At 67.8% G+C, this 17,496-nt stretch carries 12 protein-coding genes; 2 read left to right on the top strand and 10 right to left on the bottom strand.

Going from position 1 to position 17,496, the window contains the following annotated elements:
- Positions 1–10: 10 nt before the first annotated feature.
- Positions 11–2,131: a M3 family metallopeptidase gene (locus LCI23_RS14440; RefSeq protein ID WP_224947151.1), complete on the bottom strand. Its 2,121-nt coding sequence runs from the start codon at positions 2,129–2,131 to the stop codon at positions 11–13.
- A gap of 210 nt (positions 2,132–2,341) precedes the next feature.
- Between LCI23_RS14440 and LCI23_RS14435 the strand changes: the two genes are divergently transcribed.
- Positions 2,342–3,643 carry a GMC family oxidoreductase N-terminal domain-containing protein gene (locus LCI23_RS14435; protein ID WP_224947150.1) on the top strand — a complete coding sequence of 434 codons (1,302 nt, stop codon included), beginning with the start codon at positions 2,342–2,344 and terminating at the stop codon, positions 3,641–3,643.
- Here LCI23_RS14435 and LCI23_RS14430 read toward each other — a convergent pair.
- From LCI23_RS14430 to modA, 6 genes are all read right to left on the bottom strand, one after another.
- On the bottom strand, positions 3,618–3,821 hold the full coding sequence (locus LCI23_RS14430) for a SlyX family protein (protein ID WP_224947149.1): 204 nt from the start codon (positions 3,819–3,821) through the stop codon (positions 3,618–3,620). The genes LCI23_RS14435 and LCI23_RS14430 overlap by 26 nt on opposite strands.
- A gap of 9 nt (positions 3,822–3,830) precedes the next feature.
- The gene (locus LCI23_RS14425) at positions 3,831–6,824 is read right to left on the bottom strand and encodes an Ig-like domain-containing protein (RefSeq protein WP_224947148.1); all 2,994 of its coding nucleotides are present in this window, start codon (positions 6,822–6,824) and stop codon (positions 3,831–3,833) included.
- 156 nt (positions 6,825–6,980) lie between these two features.
- Complete coding sequence (locus LCI23_RS14420; RefSeq protein ID WP_224947147.1) at positions 6,981–9,041, bottom strand: UvrD-helicase domain-containing protein; 2,061 nt, start codon at positions 9,039–9,041, stop codon at positions 6,981–6,983.
- A gap of 110 nt (positions 9,042–9,151) precedes the next feature.
- Positions 9,152–10,228, bottom strand: a complete 1,077-nt coding sequence (gene modC, locus LCI23_RS14415; RefSeq protein WP_224947146.1) for a molybdenum ABC transporter ATP-binding protein — start codon at positions 10,226–10,228, stop codon at positions 9,152–9,154.
- The gene (gene modB / locus LCI23_RS14410) at positions 10,225–10,905 is read right to left on the bottom strand and encodes a molybdate ABC transporter permease subunit (protein WP_224947145.1); all 681 of its coding nucleotides are present in this window, start codon (positions 10,903–10,905) and stop codon (positions 10,225–10,227) included. Before modB ends, modC begins: the two co-directional genes overlap by 4 nt.
- Before the next feature lie 5 nt (positions 10,906–10,910).
- The gene (gene modA, locus LCI23_RS14405) at positions 10,911–11,675 is read right to left on the bottom strand and encodes a molybdate ABC transporter substrate-binding protein (protein WP_224947144.1); all 765 of its coding nucleotides are present in this window, start codon (positions 11,673–11,675) and stop codon (positions 10,911–10,913) included.
- 123 nt (positions 11,676–11,798) lie between these two features.
- On the opposite strand from modA, the gene LCI23_RS14400 reads away from it, so the two are divergent.
- Positions 11,799–12,284 carry an SRPBCC family protein gene (locus LCI23_RS14400; protein WP_224947143.1) on the top strand — a complete coding sequence of 162 codons (486 nt, stop codon included), beginning with the start codon at positions 11,799–11,801 and terminating at the stop codon, positions 12,282–12,284.
- 20 nt (positions 12,285–12,304) lie between these two features.
- On the opposite strand, the gene LCI23_RS14395 is transcribed toward LCI23_RS14400, so the two are convergent.
- From LCI23_RS14395 to hemE, 3 genes are all read right to left on the bottom strand, one after another.
- On the bottom strand, positions 12,305–13,744 hold the full coding sequence (locus LCI23_RS14395; protein WP_224947142.1) for a dihydrolipoyl dehydrogenase: 1,440 nt from the start codon (positions 13,742–13,744) through the stop codon (positions 12,305–12,307).
- Between the two features lie 94 nt (positions 13,745–13,838).
- Positions 13,839–15,845, bottom strand: coding sequence for a primosomal protein N' (locus LCI23_RS14390; RefSeq protein ID WP_224947141.1), 2,007 nt, complete (start codon positions 15,843–15,845; stop codon positions 13,839–13,841).
- 541 nt (positions 15,846–16,386) lie between these two features.
- Positions 16,387–17,469, bottom strand: a complete 1,083-nt coding sequence (gene hemE / locus LCI23_RS14385; RefSeq protein ID WP_224947140.1) for a uroporphyrinogen decarboxylase — start codon at positions 17,467–17,469, stop codon at positions 16,387–16,389.
- Between the last annotated feature and the right edge of the window lie 27 nt (positions 17,470–17,496).

The following is a 17,496-nucleotide window of genomic DNA, read 5'->3' as shown; positions in this document are numbered from 1 at the left end:
GCCGGCCGGCTCAGTTGCCGTTCAGGCCGCGGCGTTCGAGCAACGGTTCGATGACCGGATCGCGGCCGCGGAAGTTGCGGAACAGCTGCATCGCATCGGCGCTGCCGCCGCGCGACAGCAGGGTCTTGCGGAAGTGGTCGCCGTTCTTGCGGCTCAAGCCGCCGCTTTCGGTGAACCACTGGACCGTGTCGGCGTCGAGCTTCTCGCTCCACAGGTAGGCGTAATAGCCGGCCGAGTAGCCGCCGTTCATCGAGTGCGAGAAATAGGTCGTGCGGTAGCGCGGCGGCACCGGCGCGTAGTCGACGCCCGCATCCTTCAGCGCCTTGGCCTCGAAGGCCAGCACATCAGGCGGGATCTGGTCCGGCGTCAGCTGGTGCCAGCGCTGGTCGAGCAGCGACGCGGCCAGGTACTCGGTGGTGAGATAGCCCTGGTTGAACTTCTTGGAGGCGACCACCTTGTCCAGCAGCGCCTTCGGCATCGGCGCGCCGGTCTGGTGGTGCTTCGCATAGTTGGCCAGCACCTCGGGCCAGATCGCCCACATCTCGTTGACCTGGGACGGATACTCGACGAAGTCGCGCGGTACGTTGGTGCCCGAGAAGTGCGGGTACTTCACGTTCGAGAACATGCCGTGCAGCGCGTGGCCGAACTCGTGGAAGGCGGTGCGCACCTCGTCATAGGTCAGCAGGGTCGGCTGGCCCTTGGGCGGCCTGGGGATGTTCAGGTGGTTGCCGACCACGGGCTTGCGGCCCAGCAGGGTCGATTGCGACACGTACTCGTTCATCCAGGCGCCGCCCTGCTTGTTGCCGCGCGCGTAAGGGTCGAAGATGAAGATCGCCAGCTGTTTGGCATCAGTGTCGAACACGTCGAATACGCGCACGTCCGGGTCGTACACCGGCAGGTCCTTGCGCTCCTTGAAGGTGATGCCGTACTCGCGGGTGGCGGCGAAGAACACGCCGTCCACCAGCACGCGGTTCAGCTCGAAATACGGGCGCAGCTGGTTCTCGTCGAAGTCGTACCTGGCGGCGCGCACCTTGTCCTGGTAGATCGGCCAATCCCAGGAGGCGAGCTGGAAGCCGCCCTTCTCGCGGTCGATCAGCTGCTGGATCTCGGCGCCTTCCTTGCGTGCGTTGTTCACCGCCGGCCTGGCCAGTTCGGCCAGCAGGCGGTTCACCGCGGCCGGGTTCTTGGCCGTCTCCAGCTCCTGCGAGTAGGCAGCGTAGTTCGGGTAGCCCAGCAGGGCGGCGCGTTCGGCGCGCAGGCGCGCCAGCTTGAGCACCAGCTCGCGCGCATCATACTCGCCGCCGCGGCTGCCACGATTCAGCGAAGCCGCCATCAGGCGCTCGCGGGTCTTGCGGTCGGTAAGGCTGGACAGGGCCGGCTGGCTGCTGGTGTTGACGATCGCAATCGCGTACTTGCCCTTCAGGCCGCGCTTGTCCGCTTCCGCCGCGGCGGCCGCGATCTCGGCTTCCGTCAGGCCGGCCAGCTCGGCGCGGGTGTCGACCACCAGCGCCGAGGCATTCGCTTCCTTCAGCACGCGCTGCGAGAAGTCGGACTGCAGCGAGGCGATGTCGGCGTTGTACTTCTTCAGCTTGTCCTTGTCGGCGGCCGACAGCCTGGCGCCGGCGCGCACGAATTCCTTGTACACGCGCTCGAGCAGGTGCTGCGACTCGGCGTCCAGCTTGAGGCTGGCGCGCTTGTCGTGCAGGGCTTGCACGCGCTTGAACAGCGCCGGGTTCAGGTAGATCGCATCGTTGTGGGCCGCCAGTTTTGGCGACATCTCGCGGTCCACCGCATCGAGCACATCATTGGTGTTGGCGGTCTGCAGGTTCGAGAACACGGCGCTCACGCGCGCCAGCAGCTGGCCGCTGCGCTCCATGGCGACGATGGTGTTGTCGAAGGTGGGCGCCCTGGGATTGGCCGCGATCGCGTCGATCTCGCGCAGCTGCTCGGCCATGCCGGCCGCGTAGGCCGGCAGGAAGTGCTCGTTCCTGATCTTGTCGAAGGCCGGATAGTTCAGCGGCAGGCTGCTGGGCCGGGCGAACGGGTTGGCGGCGTCGAGCGCAGGTGCCGCCACGGCGGCGTGGGCGAACGCGAGGCTGGCGGCAAGGATGAGCAGTTGAGGGCGGTTCATGCGATCTTTCACAGTCTCTTGGAGGGAGCCGCCGGGCATGCTCGACAGCCTCTGCGCGACGATCATAGCAGGCTTGTATGCACCAAGTCACACGAAAAACGATATGTATCGGCCATGTTTCAGGCATGTATCCGCATGTATCAGCGGGCACCGGTCGCGCGTGCTAGCATCGGCGCTCCACCCCGCCTTCACGCCTGGATTCCTGCTCCCATGAACCTGTCCTATGATGCGATCGTCGTCGGCACCGGCCCCGGCGGTGCCAGCAGCGCGCGCACGCTGGCGCGCGCCGGCGCCCGCGTGCTGGTCCTGGAACAGGGCAGCGCGGCGCCGCTGGCCGGCACCCTGGGCCAGATGGCCGGCATGGCCCTGCCCGGCCGCGGCGCCTGGCTGCACCGCGACGCCTCGCTGCTGGTGGCCGGGACCACCCTGGGCGGCAGCTCGGCGCTGAACTTCGCCACCGCCGCCGACCCGCCGCCCGCGATGTTCGCGGCGCACGGCATCGACCTGGCGCCGCACCTGGCCGCGCTGCGCGCCGAACTGCCGCTCGCTCCCCTGCCCGACGGCCTGGTCGGCCCGATGGCCGCCCGCATCATGGCGGCGGCGCGCGCCGCCGGCTTCGCCTGGAACAAGCTGGACAAGATGATCCGCCCCGAGACCTGCCGCAGCGGCTGCTGGCGCTGCGTGTACGGGTGTCCCTTCGGCGCGAAGTGGAGCGCGCGCGACTTTGTCGACGAAGCATGCCGCCACGGCGCCGCACTGCGCGACCGCAGCCGGGTACGGCGCGTGCTGCTGGAAGACGGCCGCGCGGTCGGGGTCGAATATGTGCAGGCCGGCGCCACGCGGGTGGCGCACGCGCCGCTGGTGGTGCTGGCCGGCGGCGGCATCGGCAGCCCGCGCCTGCTGCATGCCTCCGGTCTGGGCCCGCGCCACGCGTCCTTCTTCAGCGATCCGGTGGTGGCGGTGATGGGGGGCGTGGACGACCTGGATGGCGGGGCCGAGGTGCCGATGGCGGCCGGCGCCAGCTTTCCGGAGCGGGGCATCGCCCTGGCCGACCTCACGCTGCCGGCGCCGATGTACGCGGCCTTCGCGCTGCAGGCGGGCCGGATCGGCCGGCTGGGGGCGCACCGGCATACGCTGAGCGTGATGGTGAAGATCCGCGATGAGATCGGCGGCAGCATCGGGCCGCGCTGGGTCGACAAGCGCCTCACGCCGGGCGACCGGGCGCGCCTGGCGGAAGGCATCGGGATGGCGCGCGCGATCCTGCGCCAGGCCGGCGCGCGGCGGGTGTTCGCCACCCACCACTTCGCGGCCCATCCGGGCGGCAGCGTGCCGATCGGCGGACAGCGTGACGGAAAAACAGGCGTGGACAGCGAGCTGCGCGCCGTCCCCGGCCTGTACGTGTGCGATGCGTCGGTGATTCCCCAGCCCTGGGGCCTGCCACCGACCCTGACCCTGCTGGCCCTGGGACGGCGGCTGGGAGAGCGCCTCAGTAGTGGGGCGGCTTCTCGTTGACCGGTCCCCCGCGGGTCGACTGCAGGGTACGGATGTGGTCCGCCAGCGCGGCGACCATCGCTTCGAGCTGGTCGATGCGGCGGCCCTGGCGGTAGATGGTCTGGTTCAGGGTCTCGACCAGGTCTTCCTGGTGCGCGAGCTTGATCTCGATATCGACGAAACGGTCTTCCTGGCTCATAGGGGCTCCTTAGCCGAGGGGGAACTCGATGCCGTTGTTGATCACGCCGATCACCTGCGCCTGGTTCTCCACGCTCTCCGAGAAGAAGGCCAGCACTTCGGCGCGCGAGACCAGCTCCAGCCCCTTGACCCAGTAGTCGAAGCCCGCGCCTTCGGCTGGACGGTGCAGCACGTGGGCGTACAGCTTGGTGACGAAATAGGCGTCCGACGGATCGCTCGCATACAGCTCGCGCGCTTCACGGTCGGACAGGAACATGGCGGAGATGTCGTTCAGCGAGTAGTCGCCGCTATCGAGCGCCTTGATCCAGAACGCCAGGCCGCCCTTGTCCGGCTCGCGGTCGAAGGCGGCGCGGTAGAGGCGGTACACCTCGCCGGCGGCGCCGTCGATGTCCAGCGCCACCATGGTGTCGCCGAACTGGATGCGCTCGACGTTGACCAGGTTGTCGCTGCCCAGCGCGCCGCTCTTGTCGGTGACGGTCACGCCGTACGCGCCGCGCTCGATCGTGAAGTTGCCGCGCAGGCCGGCGTAGGACACCGTATCCAGGCCATCCATGCCGTCGATCGCATTGTTGCCGGCGCCCGGCGTGAAACGGTCGTTGCCGGTGTTGCCGGCCAGGTTCAGCGCGCTGTTGATGTTGAAATTCAGGCGGTTGTCGGCGCTGGTGGCGTTGTCGGCGCGGTCGATCGAGACCGCCGCGACTTCATAGCTGCCATTGGGCAGTGCGGCCGAATCGAGCTTCCAGCTGCCGTTGCTGTTGACTTCCGTGCGGCCGATCACGGTGGCATCCTTGATGCGCACGATCTCGATCGTGGTGCCGGCTTCGCCGGTGCCGCTGAACACCGGCTGGTTGCCGCCGCCCTGCAGCGCCAGCACCGAGGTCGGCTTGACCGGCGCGGTCGCATCCACATGGAAGCTGACGGTGCCGCTCGACACCGACACGTTGCCGGCGGCATCGGTGGCGGTGGCGCGCAGCGTGTAGTTCAGGCCATCGGCGAAGGCGCTGGTGACGACCGTCCACAGGCCGCTGTCATCTGCCCGGGTCTCGGCCACCAGCACGTTGCCCGCATACACGCGCACCAGCGAACCGGCTTCGGCTTCGCCCGTCACCAACGGCTTGTTGCCGGCCGTGTAGCCGGCGGCATTCTTCGACACCGCCAGGGTCGGGGCGGCCGGCGCCGTCGCTTCCACATGGAAGCTGGCAAGGGCGCTCGACACCGACACGTTGCCGGCGGCATCGGTGGCGGTAGCGCGCAGCGTGTGGTTCAGGCCATCGGCCAGGGCGCTGGTGGCGACCGTCCACGCGCCAGTCGCGCCGGCGCGGGTTTCGGCCACCAGCTGGTTGCCTTCGTACACCTGGACCAGCGCGCCCGCTTCGGCCTGGCCGCTCACCTGCGCCTGGTTGCCGGCGATGTAGCCGCCCGCGTTCTTGGCCACCACCAGGGTCGGCTTGGCCGGCGCGGTCGCGTCCACGTGGAAGCTCACGGGAGCGCTGGACACCGACACGTTGTCCGCGGCATCGGTCGCGGTGGCGCGCACCGAGTAATTCAGGCCATCGGCAAACGCGCTGGTGGCAACCAGCCACTTGCCGCTCGCGTCGGCGCGGGTTTCCCCTACCTGCTGGTCGCCCGCATACACGCGCACCAGCGCACCGGCTTCGGCCTGGCCGCTGACCTGCGGCTGGTTGCCGGTCGCATAGCCGGCGCTATTCTTGGCCACTGCCAGGGTCGGCACCAGCGGCTCGGTCGCATCGACATGGAAGCTGACGCTGCCGCTCGAAGCCGACACGTTGCCGGCGGCATCGGTCGCGGTGGCGCGCACCGCGTAGTGCATGCCATCGGCAAAGGCATTCGGGACCGCGCTCCACCTGCCGTTGGCAGCGGCCTGGGTTTCGGCCACCAGCAGGTCGCCCGCATACACGCGCACCAGGGCGCCCGCTTCGGCCTGGCCGCTGAACGCGGGACGGTTGCCGGCGGCATAGCCGGCGGCATTGGTCGGCACCGACAGCGTGGGCGCCGGCGGCGCGGTGGTATCGCCGCCGCCCGGCGTGCCCAGCAGCTGGGAGCGTCCGACCATGATGTCGCTGAAGGCGAACTGCTCGACGTTGGCGATGCTCACCGTGCCGCGCGTCGCATGGGCCGCGACCACGCTGCCGTTGGCGCCATTGCTGATGGTGTATTCGCTGCGCAGGCCGCCCAGCACGACCGTGTCGTTGCCGGCTCCGCCATCGACGGCGTCGTTTCCGCCGCCGCTCACCAGGACGTCGTCGCCGGTGGAACCGATGATCGACTCGGCCTTCATCGAACCGCTGATGTAGCGTCCGCCGCCGGTCGAATTGATGCCGAGGGCGCCGCGCAGGCCGTCGCGACCGTACAGCCAGTCGAAGGCCGCGATGTCGTACGGGCTGTAGCTGCTGTGCGGGGCGCCGACGTCGTTGTAGGACATCAGGGTGTAGTTGGTATTGTCTTCCGCCCCCGGCAGGGTGATGCCCTCGAACGAATGCTTCAGGCCCATCGCATGGCCCAGCTCGTGGAGCAGGGTCTGGTAGCCGGAGCCGCCCGGATCGAGCTCGCGGTTCTGGGCGCGCCACTCGACGTTGTCGAGGTAGACGTAGGCGTTGGCGGTGTACTCGACCAGCGTATTGTCCGAGGCATAGCTGTAGCTGCTCTGCCAGCTGCACAGGCCGGTCGTGTTGCTGCCGTCGAGATTCAGGTTCGCCAGGTGGATCTGCGCATTGCTGCCGATCGCGGTCTCGACGAACTGGATGCCGGTGATGCGCTGCAGGTAGGCGAAGGCGGTGTAGGCGGCGTTCTGCTGGGCCAGGGTAAAGGCTTCGTGGCCGGTCACGCCGCTTTCGTTACCGCTCGAAATCGAGAACGTGTAGTAGATCGTGTTCGGTGCGGACAGGCCGGTGACGAAATTCCAGTCGGGGCCGACATCCAGCAATGCGTCAATATGGTTCAGCCCGGAGACGGGCGTAATGGTCAGGTCGGAAACGGTTGCCATGCGTGAGGTAGGAGGAAGTGGGCGCGGCGCCCGAAGGATGGGCTCGCTTTCCTCAAAGTATTTCTTGTCGACCAGTTGAAGTCAATGGCTGTCTTTCAATCGTGCGCAAGCCTTGGCAGCTCGCCAAGGCTTCCACGCAACGGATTGCCCAAAGGCTTACACCTTTGGCATCGCCAGCAGGGCTTTCAGGCTGGCCAGGCGCTCTTTCGGCGTCAATACTTCGGTTTCCTTCGGTGGCGCGTCGCCCACGTCGAGCGCCATCTCCTTGATGAAGCGCGAGGGCTCGCAATGCACCAGTTCGCCCGCGCGCTTGCGCTTCTTGCACCAGCTCAGGCGCAAGGTGCGCTGGGCGCGCGTGATGCCCACGTACATCAGGCGCCGCTCTTCCTGGATGCGCGCGGCCATCACCTCCACCGGCGCATCCGGATCACCCTTGTGCGGCAGGATGCCCTCTTCCACGCCCACCAGGAACACGTGCGGATATTCCAGGCCTTTCGAGGCGTGCAGGGTCGACATGCGCACCGCGTCCTGTTCCTCGTCCGCGCCTTCCAGCATCGACATCAGCGCCACCATCTGGGTCAGCTCGAGCAGGTTTTTCTCTTCTCCATCCCGGTCGCGCCCGCCGCGGCCGCGTTCCTTCAGCCAGTTGGTGAATTCCAGTACGTTCTGCCACTTGGCCTGGGCCGCGCGGTCGTCGAAGCTCTCGTACAGGTAGTGCTCGTAGTTCATCTCCTTCATCATGTCGTCCAGCACCTCGGCCGCGTTGTCGCCGCTGCCCGCTGGGCCCGGGCGGGTGGCGCGGTCTTCCAGCTCCAGCAGGAAACGGCAGAAGTCGCGCAGCGGCGCCAGCTGGCGCTCGGCCAGCTTGGCTTCCAGCCCGCCCTTGCGCGCGGCCTCGAACAGCGAGCAGTTCCACTGCTTCGAGAATTCGCCCAGGGTTTCCAGCGTGGCCATGCCGACCCCGCGCTTCGGGGTGGTGACGGCGCGAATAAAAGCAGGGTCGTCGTCCTGGTTCGCAATCAGGCGCAGGTAGGCGATGATGTCCTTGATCTCGGCCTTGTCGAAAAAGCTCTGCCCGCCCGACATCGTGTACGGGATGCGCTCCTTGCGCAGGGCCTGCTCGATGATGCGCGCCTGGTGGTTGCCGCGGTACAGGATGGCGTAGTCGGTCCACTTGTTCTTGCGCTGGAAGTGGTCGGCCGAGATCATGATGGCCACCTGCTCGGCTTCCTGCTCGTCGCTCTGCATGCCCAGCACCTCGATCGGCTCGCCCAGGCCATGTTCGGACCACAGCGACTTCTCGAACAGTTTCGGGTTGTTGCCGATGACGGCGTTGGCCGCCTGCAGGATGCGGGTGGTGGAGCGGTAGTTCTGCTCCAGCTTGATGACGCGCAGGTCGGGGAAGTCGGTCTGCAGCGTCTTGAGGTTCTCGACCGAGGCGCCGCGCCAGGCGTAGATCGCCTGGTCGTCGTCGCCCACGGCGGTGAACATCGGCTTTTTGCCCAGGCCCGTCACCAGCAGTTTCACCAGCTCGTACTGGCAGGTGTTGGTGTCCTGGTATTCGTCCATGAGCAGGTAGCGCAGGCGGCGCTGCCAGCGGTCGCGGATCGATTCGTTATTGCGGAACAGCTCCACCGGCAGGCGGATCAGGTCGTCGAAGTCGACCGCCTGGTAGGCCTGCAGCGTGGCCAGGTAGCTGCGGTAGACGCGCGCCGACATGGCCTCGTCCTCGTCCCTGGCATTGCGGATCGCGTCTTCCGGGTCGACCAGGCCGTTCTTCCACAGCGAGATCGCGTTCTGGATGCGGCGGATTTCCTGTTTATCCGTGGTCAGCGCCAGGTCGGACACGACGGTGTAGCAGTCGTCGCTGTCCATGATCGAAAACTTGTCCTTCAGGCCGACGCCGGCCGCTTCCTGGCGCAGGATCTTGACGCCCAGCGAGTGGAAGGTGGAGACGGTCAGCTGCTTGGCCTGCTTGGGCTGCTTGAGCAGCTTGGCGATGCGCTCCTGCATCTCGAGCGCCGCCTTGTTGGTGAAGGTGAGCGCCGCGATCGTGCGCGGATCGTAGCCGCGGTCTTCGATCATGTAGGCGATCTTTTGCGTAATGACGCGCGTCTTGCCCGAGCCGGCGCCGGCCAGCACCAGGCAAGGGCCGTCGAGATAGAGCACGGCTTCGCTCTGCGGCCCGTTGAGGCCGAATTTGGGTGCGTTGGACATGGGAAGATTTCTGCGGGATGGCCGGGTATTGTACGGCTGAGTTGGACGTCGCGCCAAAAACCGGCGTCCCGATTTTTCCGTCTTGGCCAGTTTGCAACAGGCGGGCGGTTTCAGGTGAGCAGCGCCACCGCCTTGACCTGGGCCCAGGCCTGCAGGCCCGGGCGGATGTCGAGCTCGCGCCGCGAGCGCTCCGAAATGCGCGCCAGCAGCGTGGCTTCGCCCACCCGCATCTGCACCAGCACATGGCCCGGGGTGTCGGTGGCGGCGCAGGCCGTGACCAGGGCCGGCAGCAGGTTCAGGATGCTGCTGCGGTGGGGGCGCTCGAGCGCCAGGCTGACGTCGCGCGCATGGATGCGGCAGCGCATGCGGCTGCCCAGCGCTTCGCGGCGCCGGCCCACGAACAGCGAACCACCCGGGAACTGCAGGCAGGACAGGTTGTCGGTTTCGTGCGAGGCCAGCACGGTATCGAGCACCACGCCAGGGTCGTCGGCAAACGCGGGCGGCAGGTCGGTGCGCGCCAGGACCTCCTTCAGCGGACCGCTCGCCACTACCCGGCCGGCGTCCAGCAGCACCAGGTGGTCGGCCAGGCGCGCCACTTCGTCCGGTGCATGGCTCACGTACACGATCGGAATCGACAGCTCGCCGTGCATGCGCTCCAGATAGGGCAGGATCTCCTGCCGGCGCGGCAGGTCGAGCGCGGCCAGCGGCTCGTCCATCAGCAGCAGGCGCGGCGAGGACAACAGGGCGCGCGCGATCGCCACGCGCTGGCGCTCGCCGCCCGACAGGCTGTGCGGACGGCGCTCGAGCAGCGCGCCGATGCCCAGCATCTCGGCCACCGGACCGAGGGCGAACTGGCGCTCGCCGGCCGCCACCCGTTTCATCCCGAAGACCAGGTTGCCGTGCACGCTCAGGTGGGGAAACAGGCTCGCTTCCTGGAACACGTAGCCGAGGGCGCGCCGGTGGGTCGGCACGAAAACGCCGCGCGCCTCGTCCTGCCAGACCTCCTCGCCGAGCGCCACCAGCGCGCCCGGCGCGCGTTCCAGGCCGGCGATGGCGCGCAGGCAGGTGGTCTTGCCCGAGCCCGAATGCCCGAACAGGGCCGAGACGCCGCGCGCGGGCAGGTGCAGGTCGGCGTCCAGCACGAAGCCGCCGCGGTCGATGCGGATGCGGGCGCGGATGCCGCTCACCGCCTGCCCCTGTTCAGCGCCGGCGGGTTGAAGGTGTACAGCGCCAGCAGCACCAGGAAGCTGAACACCAGCATGCCGCCGGCCAGCCAGTGCGCCTGCGCATATTCCATCGCCTCGACGTGGTCGTACATCTGCACCGAGACCATGCGGGTCTTGTCCGGGATATTCCCGCCGATCATGAGCACCACGCCGAACTCGCCCACCGTATGCGCGAAGCCGAGGATGGCGCCGGACAGGAAGCCGGGCCGCGCCAGCGGCACCGCCACCGACCAGAAGCTGTCCCAGGGACTGGCACGCAGGGTTGCCGCCGCCTCCAGCGGCCGCGCGCCGATGGCCTCGAAGGCGTTCTGCAGCGGCTGGACCACGAAAGGCATCGAATACAGGATCGAGCCCACTACCAGCCCCGGGAAGGTAAAGGGCAGCGTGCCCAGGCCGAGCGCCGTGGTGGCGCGTCCCACCGGGCCTTCCGGCCCCATCGCCACCAGCAGGTAAAAGCCGAGCACGGTGGGCGGCAGCACCAGCGGCAGGGCCACGACCGCGCCCACCACGCCCTTCAGGCGCGAGCGGGTGCGCGCCAGCCACCAGGCGAGCGGCGTGCCGAGCACCAGCAGCAGCGCGGTCACGACGCCGGCCAGCTTGAGGGTCAGCCAGACGGCTGCGAAGTCGCTGCTTGCCATCCGGGTCAGGGGGCGTAGCCGTAGGACTGGATGATGGCCCGGGCCGGCGCCGATGCCAGGTAGTCGAGCAGCGCGCGCGCGGCCGGATTGCCCTGCCCTTTCTTCAGCAGCAGCGCATCCTGGCGGATCGGGGCATGCAGGCTGGCGGGCACGATCCAGGCCGAACCGCCGGTGAGCCTGCCGTCGCGGCTGACCTGGGCCAGCGCGACGAAGCCCAGTTCGGCGTTGCCGGTGCTGACGAACTGCTGCGCCTGGGCGATGTTCTCGCCCTGCACCAGCCGGCCCTGCAGCCGGTCGAGCTGCCCCAGCTTGCGCAGCACCGCGACCGCCGCCGCGCCATACGGGGCGGTCTTGGGGTTGGCGATGGCGAGGTGGCGGAAGTCGCCGGTCGCGAGCACCGTCCCGGCGCCGTCGACATAGCCCGCCCGCGCCGACCATAGCGCCAGCCGGCCGGTGGCATACGTGAAGCGGGTGCCGGACACGCCCAGGCCTTCCCGCCCCAGCCTGGCCGGGGTGGCTTCGTCCGCGGCCAGCAGGACCTCGAACGGTGCGCCATGGCGGATCTGTGCATAGAACTTGCCGGTCGCGCCAGTTGCCACGACCGCCCTGTGGCCGGTGTCGCGCGCGAACTGCGCGGCGATGTCGCGCATCGGAGCGCTGAAGTTGGCGGCCACCGCGACCTGCACCTCGCCCGCGTGCGCCGCCGGCATGCAGGCCAGCGCGAGCAGGAGGGCGGGTGGCGCCGGCAGGGACGGGAAAATTCGCTTCATGGACGAGAGTATATAGCGCCTGCCGGGCCAGATGCGGACGCGGGCATGGCGACGCCAGCGACCACAATCGGGTACCATCCCACCCTCGTGGCGCACTGCGCCAGGGCATTATGGACACCGCTCATGAAATTTGAACATCTCATCCAGATCAACGATCCGCTCAATCCGCTGGCCGACACCCTCTCGGTCGAGCAGCTATGGCGCGGCCTGGTGCTGCGCGCCGAATCGCCGACCCTGTTCGTGCCGCACCTGGACGAATGCACGATCGGCGAGCGCAGCAGCGGCAGCTTCAAGCGCCGCCTGCGCTATGGGGATTTGGTGGTCGACGATGTCGTGCACCTGACGCCGCTGCAGCAAGTGCGCTACGAAGTGCCGGCCCAGGGCGAGATCGCCGCATCCAGCCTGCTCATGCGGATCGAGGCGCCGGCCGAAGGTGTGCTGCTGGTGCGCTTCTGCTACGACGACGGCCAGGGCGAACATACCGACCCCGCGAACGCCATGTACGACGACTTCAAGCGCTCGGCCTACCAGGAAGCGGACATCGATACGGTGCGCATCCTGCGCCAGCTGGCCGAGGAAGGCAAGCTGGACGCGAGCTACCTGAACTGAGCGCCCGGCCTGGGTAGCGTTCAGGTTCCCGGTTCGGTATCGGCCGCATCGACGTCGCTCTCGCCGGCCGCCAGGCAACGGGACAGGTCGCGCAGGGCGGTACGCACGCCCTCCTCGATCACCGGGTGGTAGAAGGGCATGTCCAGCATCTGGTCCACCGTCATGCGCATCTGGCAGGCCCAGGCCAGCGTGTGCGCCAGGTGTTCGGCGCGCGGCGCGATCATCTCGGCACCCAGGAAGCGGCGCGAACCGAATTCCGCATACACCCGCAGCATTCCCTGGTTCTGCAGCATCACCCGGCTGCGGCCCTGGTTCTCGAACGAGACCGCGCCGACCGCGAACTTGCGCGCGCCGCCCGCGCACAGCTGGCGGTAGCTGGCGCCCAGGGTCGCGATGTTCGGCTCCGTGAAGGCGACCGCGATCGGCGTGCGGCGCAGGCCTGGACGCACGTCCGGATAGCGCCCCGCATTGTCGCCCGCGATCTTGCCGTGGTCGGCCGCGTCGTGCAGCAGCGGACGCTCGTCGTTGGCGTCGCCCGCGATGAAGACGTGGCTGGTCCCGCACTGCATGGTGCGCGCGTCGAACAGCGGGATGCCGTCAGGTCCGCGCTCCAGGCCGCTGTGTTCCAGCCCGAGATCGTGCACGTTCGGCCTGCGCCCGGCCGCCACCAGCACACACTGGAAACGCTCGGTGCTTTCCCCGCCAAGCGCGTCGGCCACCGTGAGCGCGACCTGGCCATCCTCCTGCACCGCTCCCAGCGCCGTCGACTGGAACTGGATGTCGAGCTCGCCGCCCAGCACGCGGGTGGCGCAGCGCAATACCTCCGGATCGCTCAGCTGGGCGATGCTGCCGCCGCGCGCGAACAGTTTCACGCGCACGCCGAGCCGGTGCAGGGCCTGGCCCAGCTCGAGGCCGATCACGCCGGTGCCGATCACGGCCACCGATTCCGGCAGCGTGTCCCAATAGAACACGTCGTCGCTGGTGACGACCCCGGGCCCGCCATCGGCCAGCGCCGGCAGGCGCAGCGGCGACGAGCCGGTGGCGATCACGATGCGCGCGGCGCTGACCTCGGTATGCTCGTCCACCAGCAGGGTATGCGGGCCGGTGAAGCGCGCATGGCCGCGCAGCCGGTCTTGCTCCGGGAAGGAAGCGACGCTCTCCAGCACGAAGCCGACGAAGCGGTCGCGCTCGCGCCGCACGCGTTCCATGACGGCGCGCCCGTCGATGCGGACTTCGCCCGCATGCACGCCGAAGGGCGCGCTGTGCCGCATCGCATGGGCGCTTTCCGCCGCGGCGATCAGGAGCTTGCTGGGCATGCAGCCGACCCGGGCGCAGGTGGTGCCGTACTCACCGCCTTCGATGACGAGCACCCGCGCGCCCTGCGCCTTCGCCGCACGGTAGGCCGTCATGCCGGCGGTGCCGGTGCCGATCACGGCGACGTCCACATCCATTCTGTTCATCGTTCCTCCCTGCCTCGTGCACGATTCATGACGAAACGATACGCGATTTTCGGCGCCCTCGCCCGCACCGCTAGGGTCAAGGGGCTTCCCGGGCTCAGATATCGAGCGGGTCGACCTCGAGCGACCAGCGCACGCGCGACTTCATGGCGCGCAGCAGCTCCACCCACTCGCGCAGGAAGGCCTGCAGCGCCGGGCGCGAGCTAGACTCCACCAGCAGCTGGGCGCGGTCGACGTTGTGCACCCGCGTCATCGTCATCGGAATCGGGTCGTTGACGGTCACGGCCTCGAACACGAGGCTGTCGCGCGCCGCTTCCAGGAAGGCGATCGCATCGGCCAGCGCGGGCGCCTCGGCGCGCAGCAGGGCCTGGTACATATAGGGCGGCAAGCCGGCCTGGCGCCGCTCGGCCAGCAGGCTGCCGGCGAAACGGTCGTAGTCGTGGCGCATCACGGCGCCGTACAGCGGGTGGCTGGCGTAGCGGGTCTGCACCAGCACCTCGGAGGCCGCGCCGGCCCGGCCGGCCCGGCCGGCCACCTGCATCAGCTGCGCGAACAGGCGCTCGCTGGCGCGGTAGTCCTGCGAGAACAGGGCCGTGTCCGGGTTCAGGATGCCGACCAGGGTCAGCTTCTTGAAGTCGTGGCCCTTGGCGACCATCTGGGTGCCGACCAGGATGTCGACCTCGCCCCGGTGCACGCTGTCGAAGGCGGCCTGCGCGCTGCCCTTCAGGCGCGTGGAATCGGCGTCGATGCGCAGGATGCGCGCTTCCGGGAACATCGCCTGCAATCCTTCCTCGACGCGCTGGGTGCCGCGCCCCAGCGGCTGCAGGTCGACGTTGCCGCAGGTCGGGCAGTGGCGCGGGATGCGCAGCTCCAGGCTGCAGTGGTGGCAGCGCAGGCGGTGCTCGGGCCGGTGCAGCACCATGAAGGCGGTGCAGCGGGTGCAGTTGCTGATCCAGCCGCAGGCGTCGCAGCAGATCACGGGCGCATAGCCGCGCCGGTTCAGGAACAGCAGCGACTGCTCGCCGCGGTCGAGGCGCTGGCGCAGCGCGGCGACCAGGGCGCTGCTCAGGCCATCCTTGGGACGGTCGCGCTCCAGGTCCACCAGCTTCACGACGGGCAGCACGGCGTCGCGCACGGCGCGCTCGCGCAGCTCCAGCTTGCGGTAGCGGCCCGATTGCGCATGGTGCCAGCTCTCCAGCGAGGGCGTGGCCGAGCCGAGCACGATCGGGATCGCCAGCTGGTGCGCACGCCATACCGCCAGGTCGCGCGCCGAGTAGCGCAGGCCTTCCTGCTGCTTGTATGAAGGGTCGTGTTCCTCGTCGATGACGATCAGGCGCAGATGCGGCAGCGAGGACAGGATCGCCAGGCGCGTGCCCAGCACGATGCGCGCCCGGCCCTGGTGCGCGGCCAGCCAGTGCAGCATGCGCTCGCCCTCGGACAGGCTGCTGTGCAGGGTCGCCAGCATCAGGCCGGGCAAGCGCGCGCGGATATTCCCTTCCAGCTGCGGGGTCAGGTTGATCTCGGGGACCAGGATCAGGATCTGGGCGTCCGGATCGCGCGCCAGCACCTGGGTACAGGCCCGCAGGTAGACCTCGGTCTTGCCGCTGCCGGTGACACCGTACAGCAGCATCGGTGCAAAGCCCTGGGCCCCGCCGATGGCGTCGGCCGCCTCCTGCTGCGCCGGGTTCAACGCCGGCATGCCGGTCGGGGCCGGATCGTGCGGGTGCGCGTCCTTCGCCAGCTTCTTGAGCGCGCGGTCGAGCGCCACGGTCTTCGGCACCCGCAGGTTCTTCGGCAGGCCCGGGAGCGCCACTTCGCCCAGCGGGCGCTGGTAGTAGTCGGCGGCGAAGCGCGCCAGCGCCAGCCAGCGCTCGGGCAAGGCCGAAAGCTGGCTGCGTACCGCGATCGCCTCCTTGAGCTTGTCCACCGGAACTTCGCTGTTTTCCTTAATGGCAACAATCAGGCCCACCACTTCGCGCCGTGCGAAAGGCACCAGCACCAGCTGGCCAACGACCGGCTCGGCACCCGCTTCATACTCCCAACGGTAGTCGAAACAGCTGTTGAGCGGCGTATCGAGCGCAACCTGTAGAAAACAGTGTGCCAATTCCAACCTTTTGATGTGCAGTGGCTGTGGAAAACTTTGTGAATAGCGCGGCGCTTGACCCCGTCCGAGGTTTACGTTAGATCAAGCGAAATCAGCCGATTCGCTGGGACACCAATAAATTTGCCAATCAATTCAAGCACTTGCAAAACGCAAGTTATCCCTGTTAACAACCCAGGCTGGAATCGGCTTGCTGTGCATAACTGCACATATGCTCCGGGAAAACTCGCTGCAGCGCACCAGAATCTTCAGAGCTTACTTGAAGAGTTGAGCTAAGTCCGCGTAAACCAAGCACTTTTCCCAGCTCATCCACCGACCTGTTGATAACTTTGTGAACAATGGGCAGGACGCTGGGACAATTTACCCATAAGTAGGAAGCCCTACTGTGTATACCTACAGTTCGCCGTGAAAAAAAGTTATATAAATCATTGATTTAGGTATTTTCACATCCAGCAAAGATGTCCACAGGAATAAATTTGTTGTTTGACGAACTTGTGAACAAGTGTGATTTTGCTGCGGCAACGCCAGCCGCCGCAGTGATGGTTCAGCCAGCGCGCTGCCTGCGGCTGAACCCATGCACAGCCTCGACCATGGCCGTGACCGATTCCGGCGGGGTGAACTGGGAAATGCCATGACCCAGGTTGAACACGTGGCCATGGCCGTTCGACGGCTTGCCGTAGGCGCTCAGGGAGCGCTCGACCTCGGCGCGGATCTGCTCCGGCGCCGCGAACAGGATGGCCGGGTCCAGGTTGCCCTGCAGGGCCACGCGGTCGCCGACCAGGGCGCGTGCCTTGCCCAGGTTGACCGTCCAGTCCAGGCCCAGCGCATCGGCGCCGATGTCCGCCATTTCGTCCAGCCACAGGCCGCCGCCCTTGGTGAAGACGATGGCCGGGATCCGTACACCATCCTTCTCGCGCTGCAGCTGGCTCACGACCTGGCGCATGTAGTCCAGCGAGAACTGCTGGTAGGCGCCGTCGGCCAGCGCGCCGCCCCAGGAATCGAAGATCATCACGGCCTGGGCGCCAGCGTCGATCTGGGCGTTCAGGTATTGGCTGACCGCGCGCGCGTTCGTATCGAGGATGTGGTGCATCAGGTCCGGGCGCTGGTACATCATCTTCTTGATGGTGTGGAACTCGCGCGAACCGCCGCCTTCGACCATGTAGCAGGCCAGGGTCCAGGGGCTGCCCGAGAAGCCGATCAGGGGCACGCGGCCATTGATCTCGGTGCGGATCTGGGTCACCGCCTTGAAGACGTAGTCGAGCGATGCCATATCCGGTACCACCAGGCTGCGCACCTGTTCCTCCGTGCGCAGCGGGCGCTCGAACTTCGGGCCTTCGCCATCGGCGAAGTACAGGCCCAGGCCCATCGCATCCGGCACCGTCAGGATGTCGGAGAACAGGATCGAAGCGTCCAGCGCATAGCGGTCCAGGGGCTGCAGGGTGACTTCGGTGGCGTAATCCGGATTCTTCGCCAGCCCCAGGAAGGAGCCCGCCTTCTGCCGCGTCGCCCGGTATTCAGGCAGGTAGCGGCCCGCCTGGCGCATCAGCCACACCGGGGTATAGTCGGTCGGCTGGCGCAGCAGCGCACGCAGGAAGGTGTCGTTCTGGAGCGGGGCGAATTGTGGCATGGCTGACAATGGATGCGGAGGGAAAAC

Origin of the sequence: Massilia sp. MS-15, assembly GCF_020176695.1 — a bacterium.
Lineage (GTDB): Bacteria > Pseudomonadota > Gammaproteobacteria > Burkholderiales > Burkholderiaceae_D > Telluria > Telluria hydrophila.
The sequence above is the reverse complement of the archived record's forward strand: the minus strand, read 5'-3'. Positions and strand labels throughout refer to the sequence as shown.

Bases quoted from the DNA above. Each gene is read 5' to 3' on its own strand.
- LCI23_RS14420 (WP_224947147.1), bottom strand. From the start codon at position 9,041: ATGTCCAACGCACCCAAATTCGGCCTCAACGGGCCGCAGAGCGAAGCC.
- LCI23_RS14395 (WP_224947142.1), bottom strand. From the start codon at position 13,744: ATGAACAGAATGGATGTGGACGTCGCCGTGATCGGCACCGGCACCGCC.
- hemE (WP_224947140.1), bottom strand. From the start codon at position 17,469: ATGCCACAATTCGCCCCGCTCCAGAACGACACCTTCCTGCGTGCGCTG.
- modB (WP_224947145.1), bottom strand. From the start codon at position 10,905: ATGGCAAGCAGCGACTTCGCAGCCGTCTGGCTGACCCTCAAGCTGGCC.
- LCI23_RS14435 (WP_224947150.1), top strand. From the start codon at position 2,342: ATGAACCTGTCCTATGATGCGATCGTCGTCGGCACCGGCCCCGGCGGT.
- modA (WP_224947144.1), bottom strand. From the start codon at position 11,675: ATGAAGCGAATTTTCCCGTCCCTGCCGGCGCCACCCGCCCTCCTGCTC.
- LCI23_RS14440 (WP_224947151.1), bottom strand. From the start codon at position 2,131: ATGAACCGCCCTCAACTGCTCATCCTTGCCGCCAGCCTCGCGTTCGCC.
- LCI23_RS14430 (WP_224947149.1), bottom strand. From the start codon at position 3,821: ATGAGCCAGGAAGACCGTTTCGTCGATATCGAGATCAAGCTCGCGCAC.
- LCI23_RS14400 (WP_224947143.1), top strand. From the start codon at position 11,799: ATGAAATTTGAACATCTCATCCAGATCAACGATCCGCTCAATCCGCTG.
- LCI23_RS14425 (WP_224947148.1), bottom strand. From the start codon at position 6,824: ATGGCAACCGTTTCCGACCTGACCATTACGCCCGTCTCCGGGCTGAAC.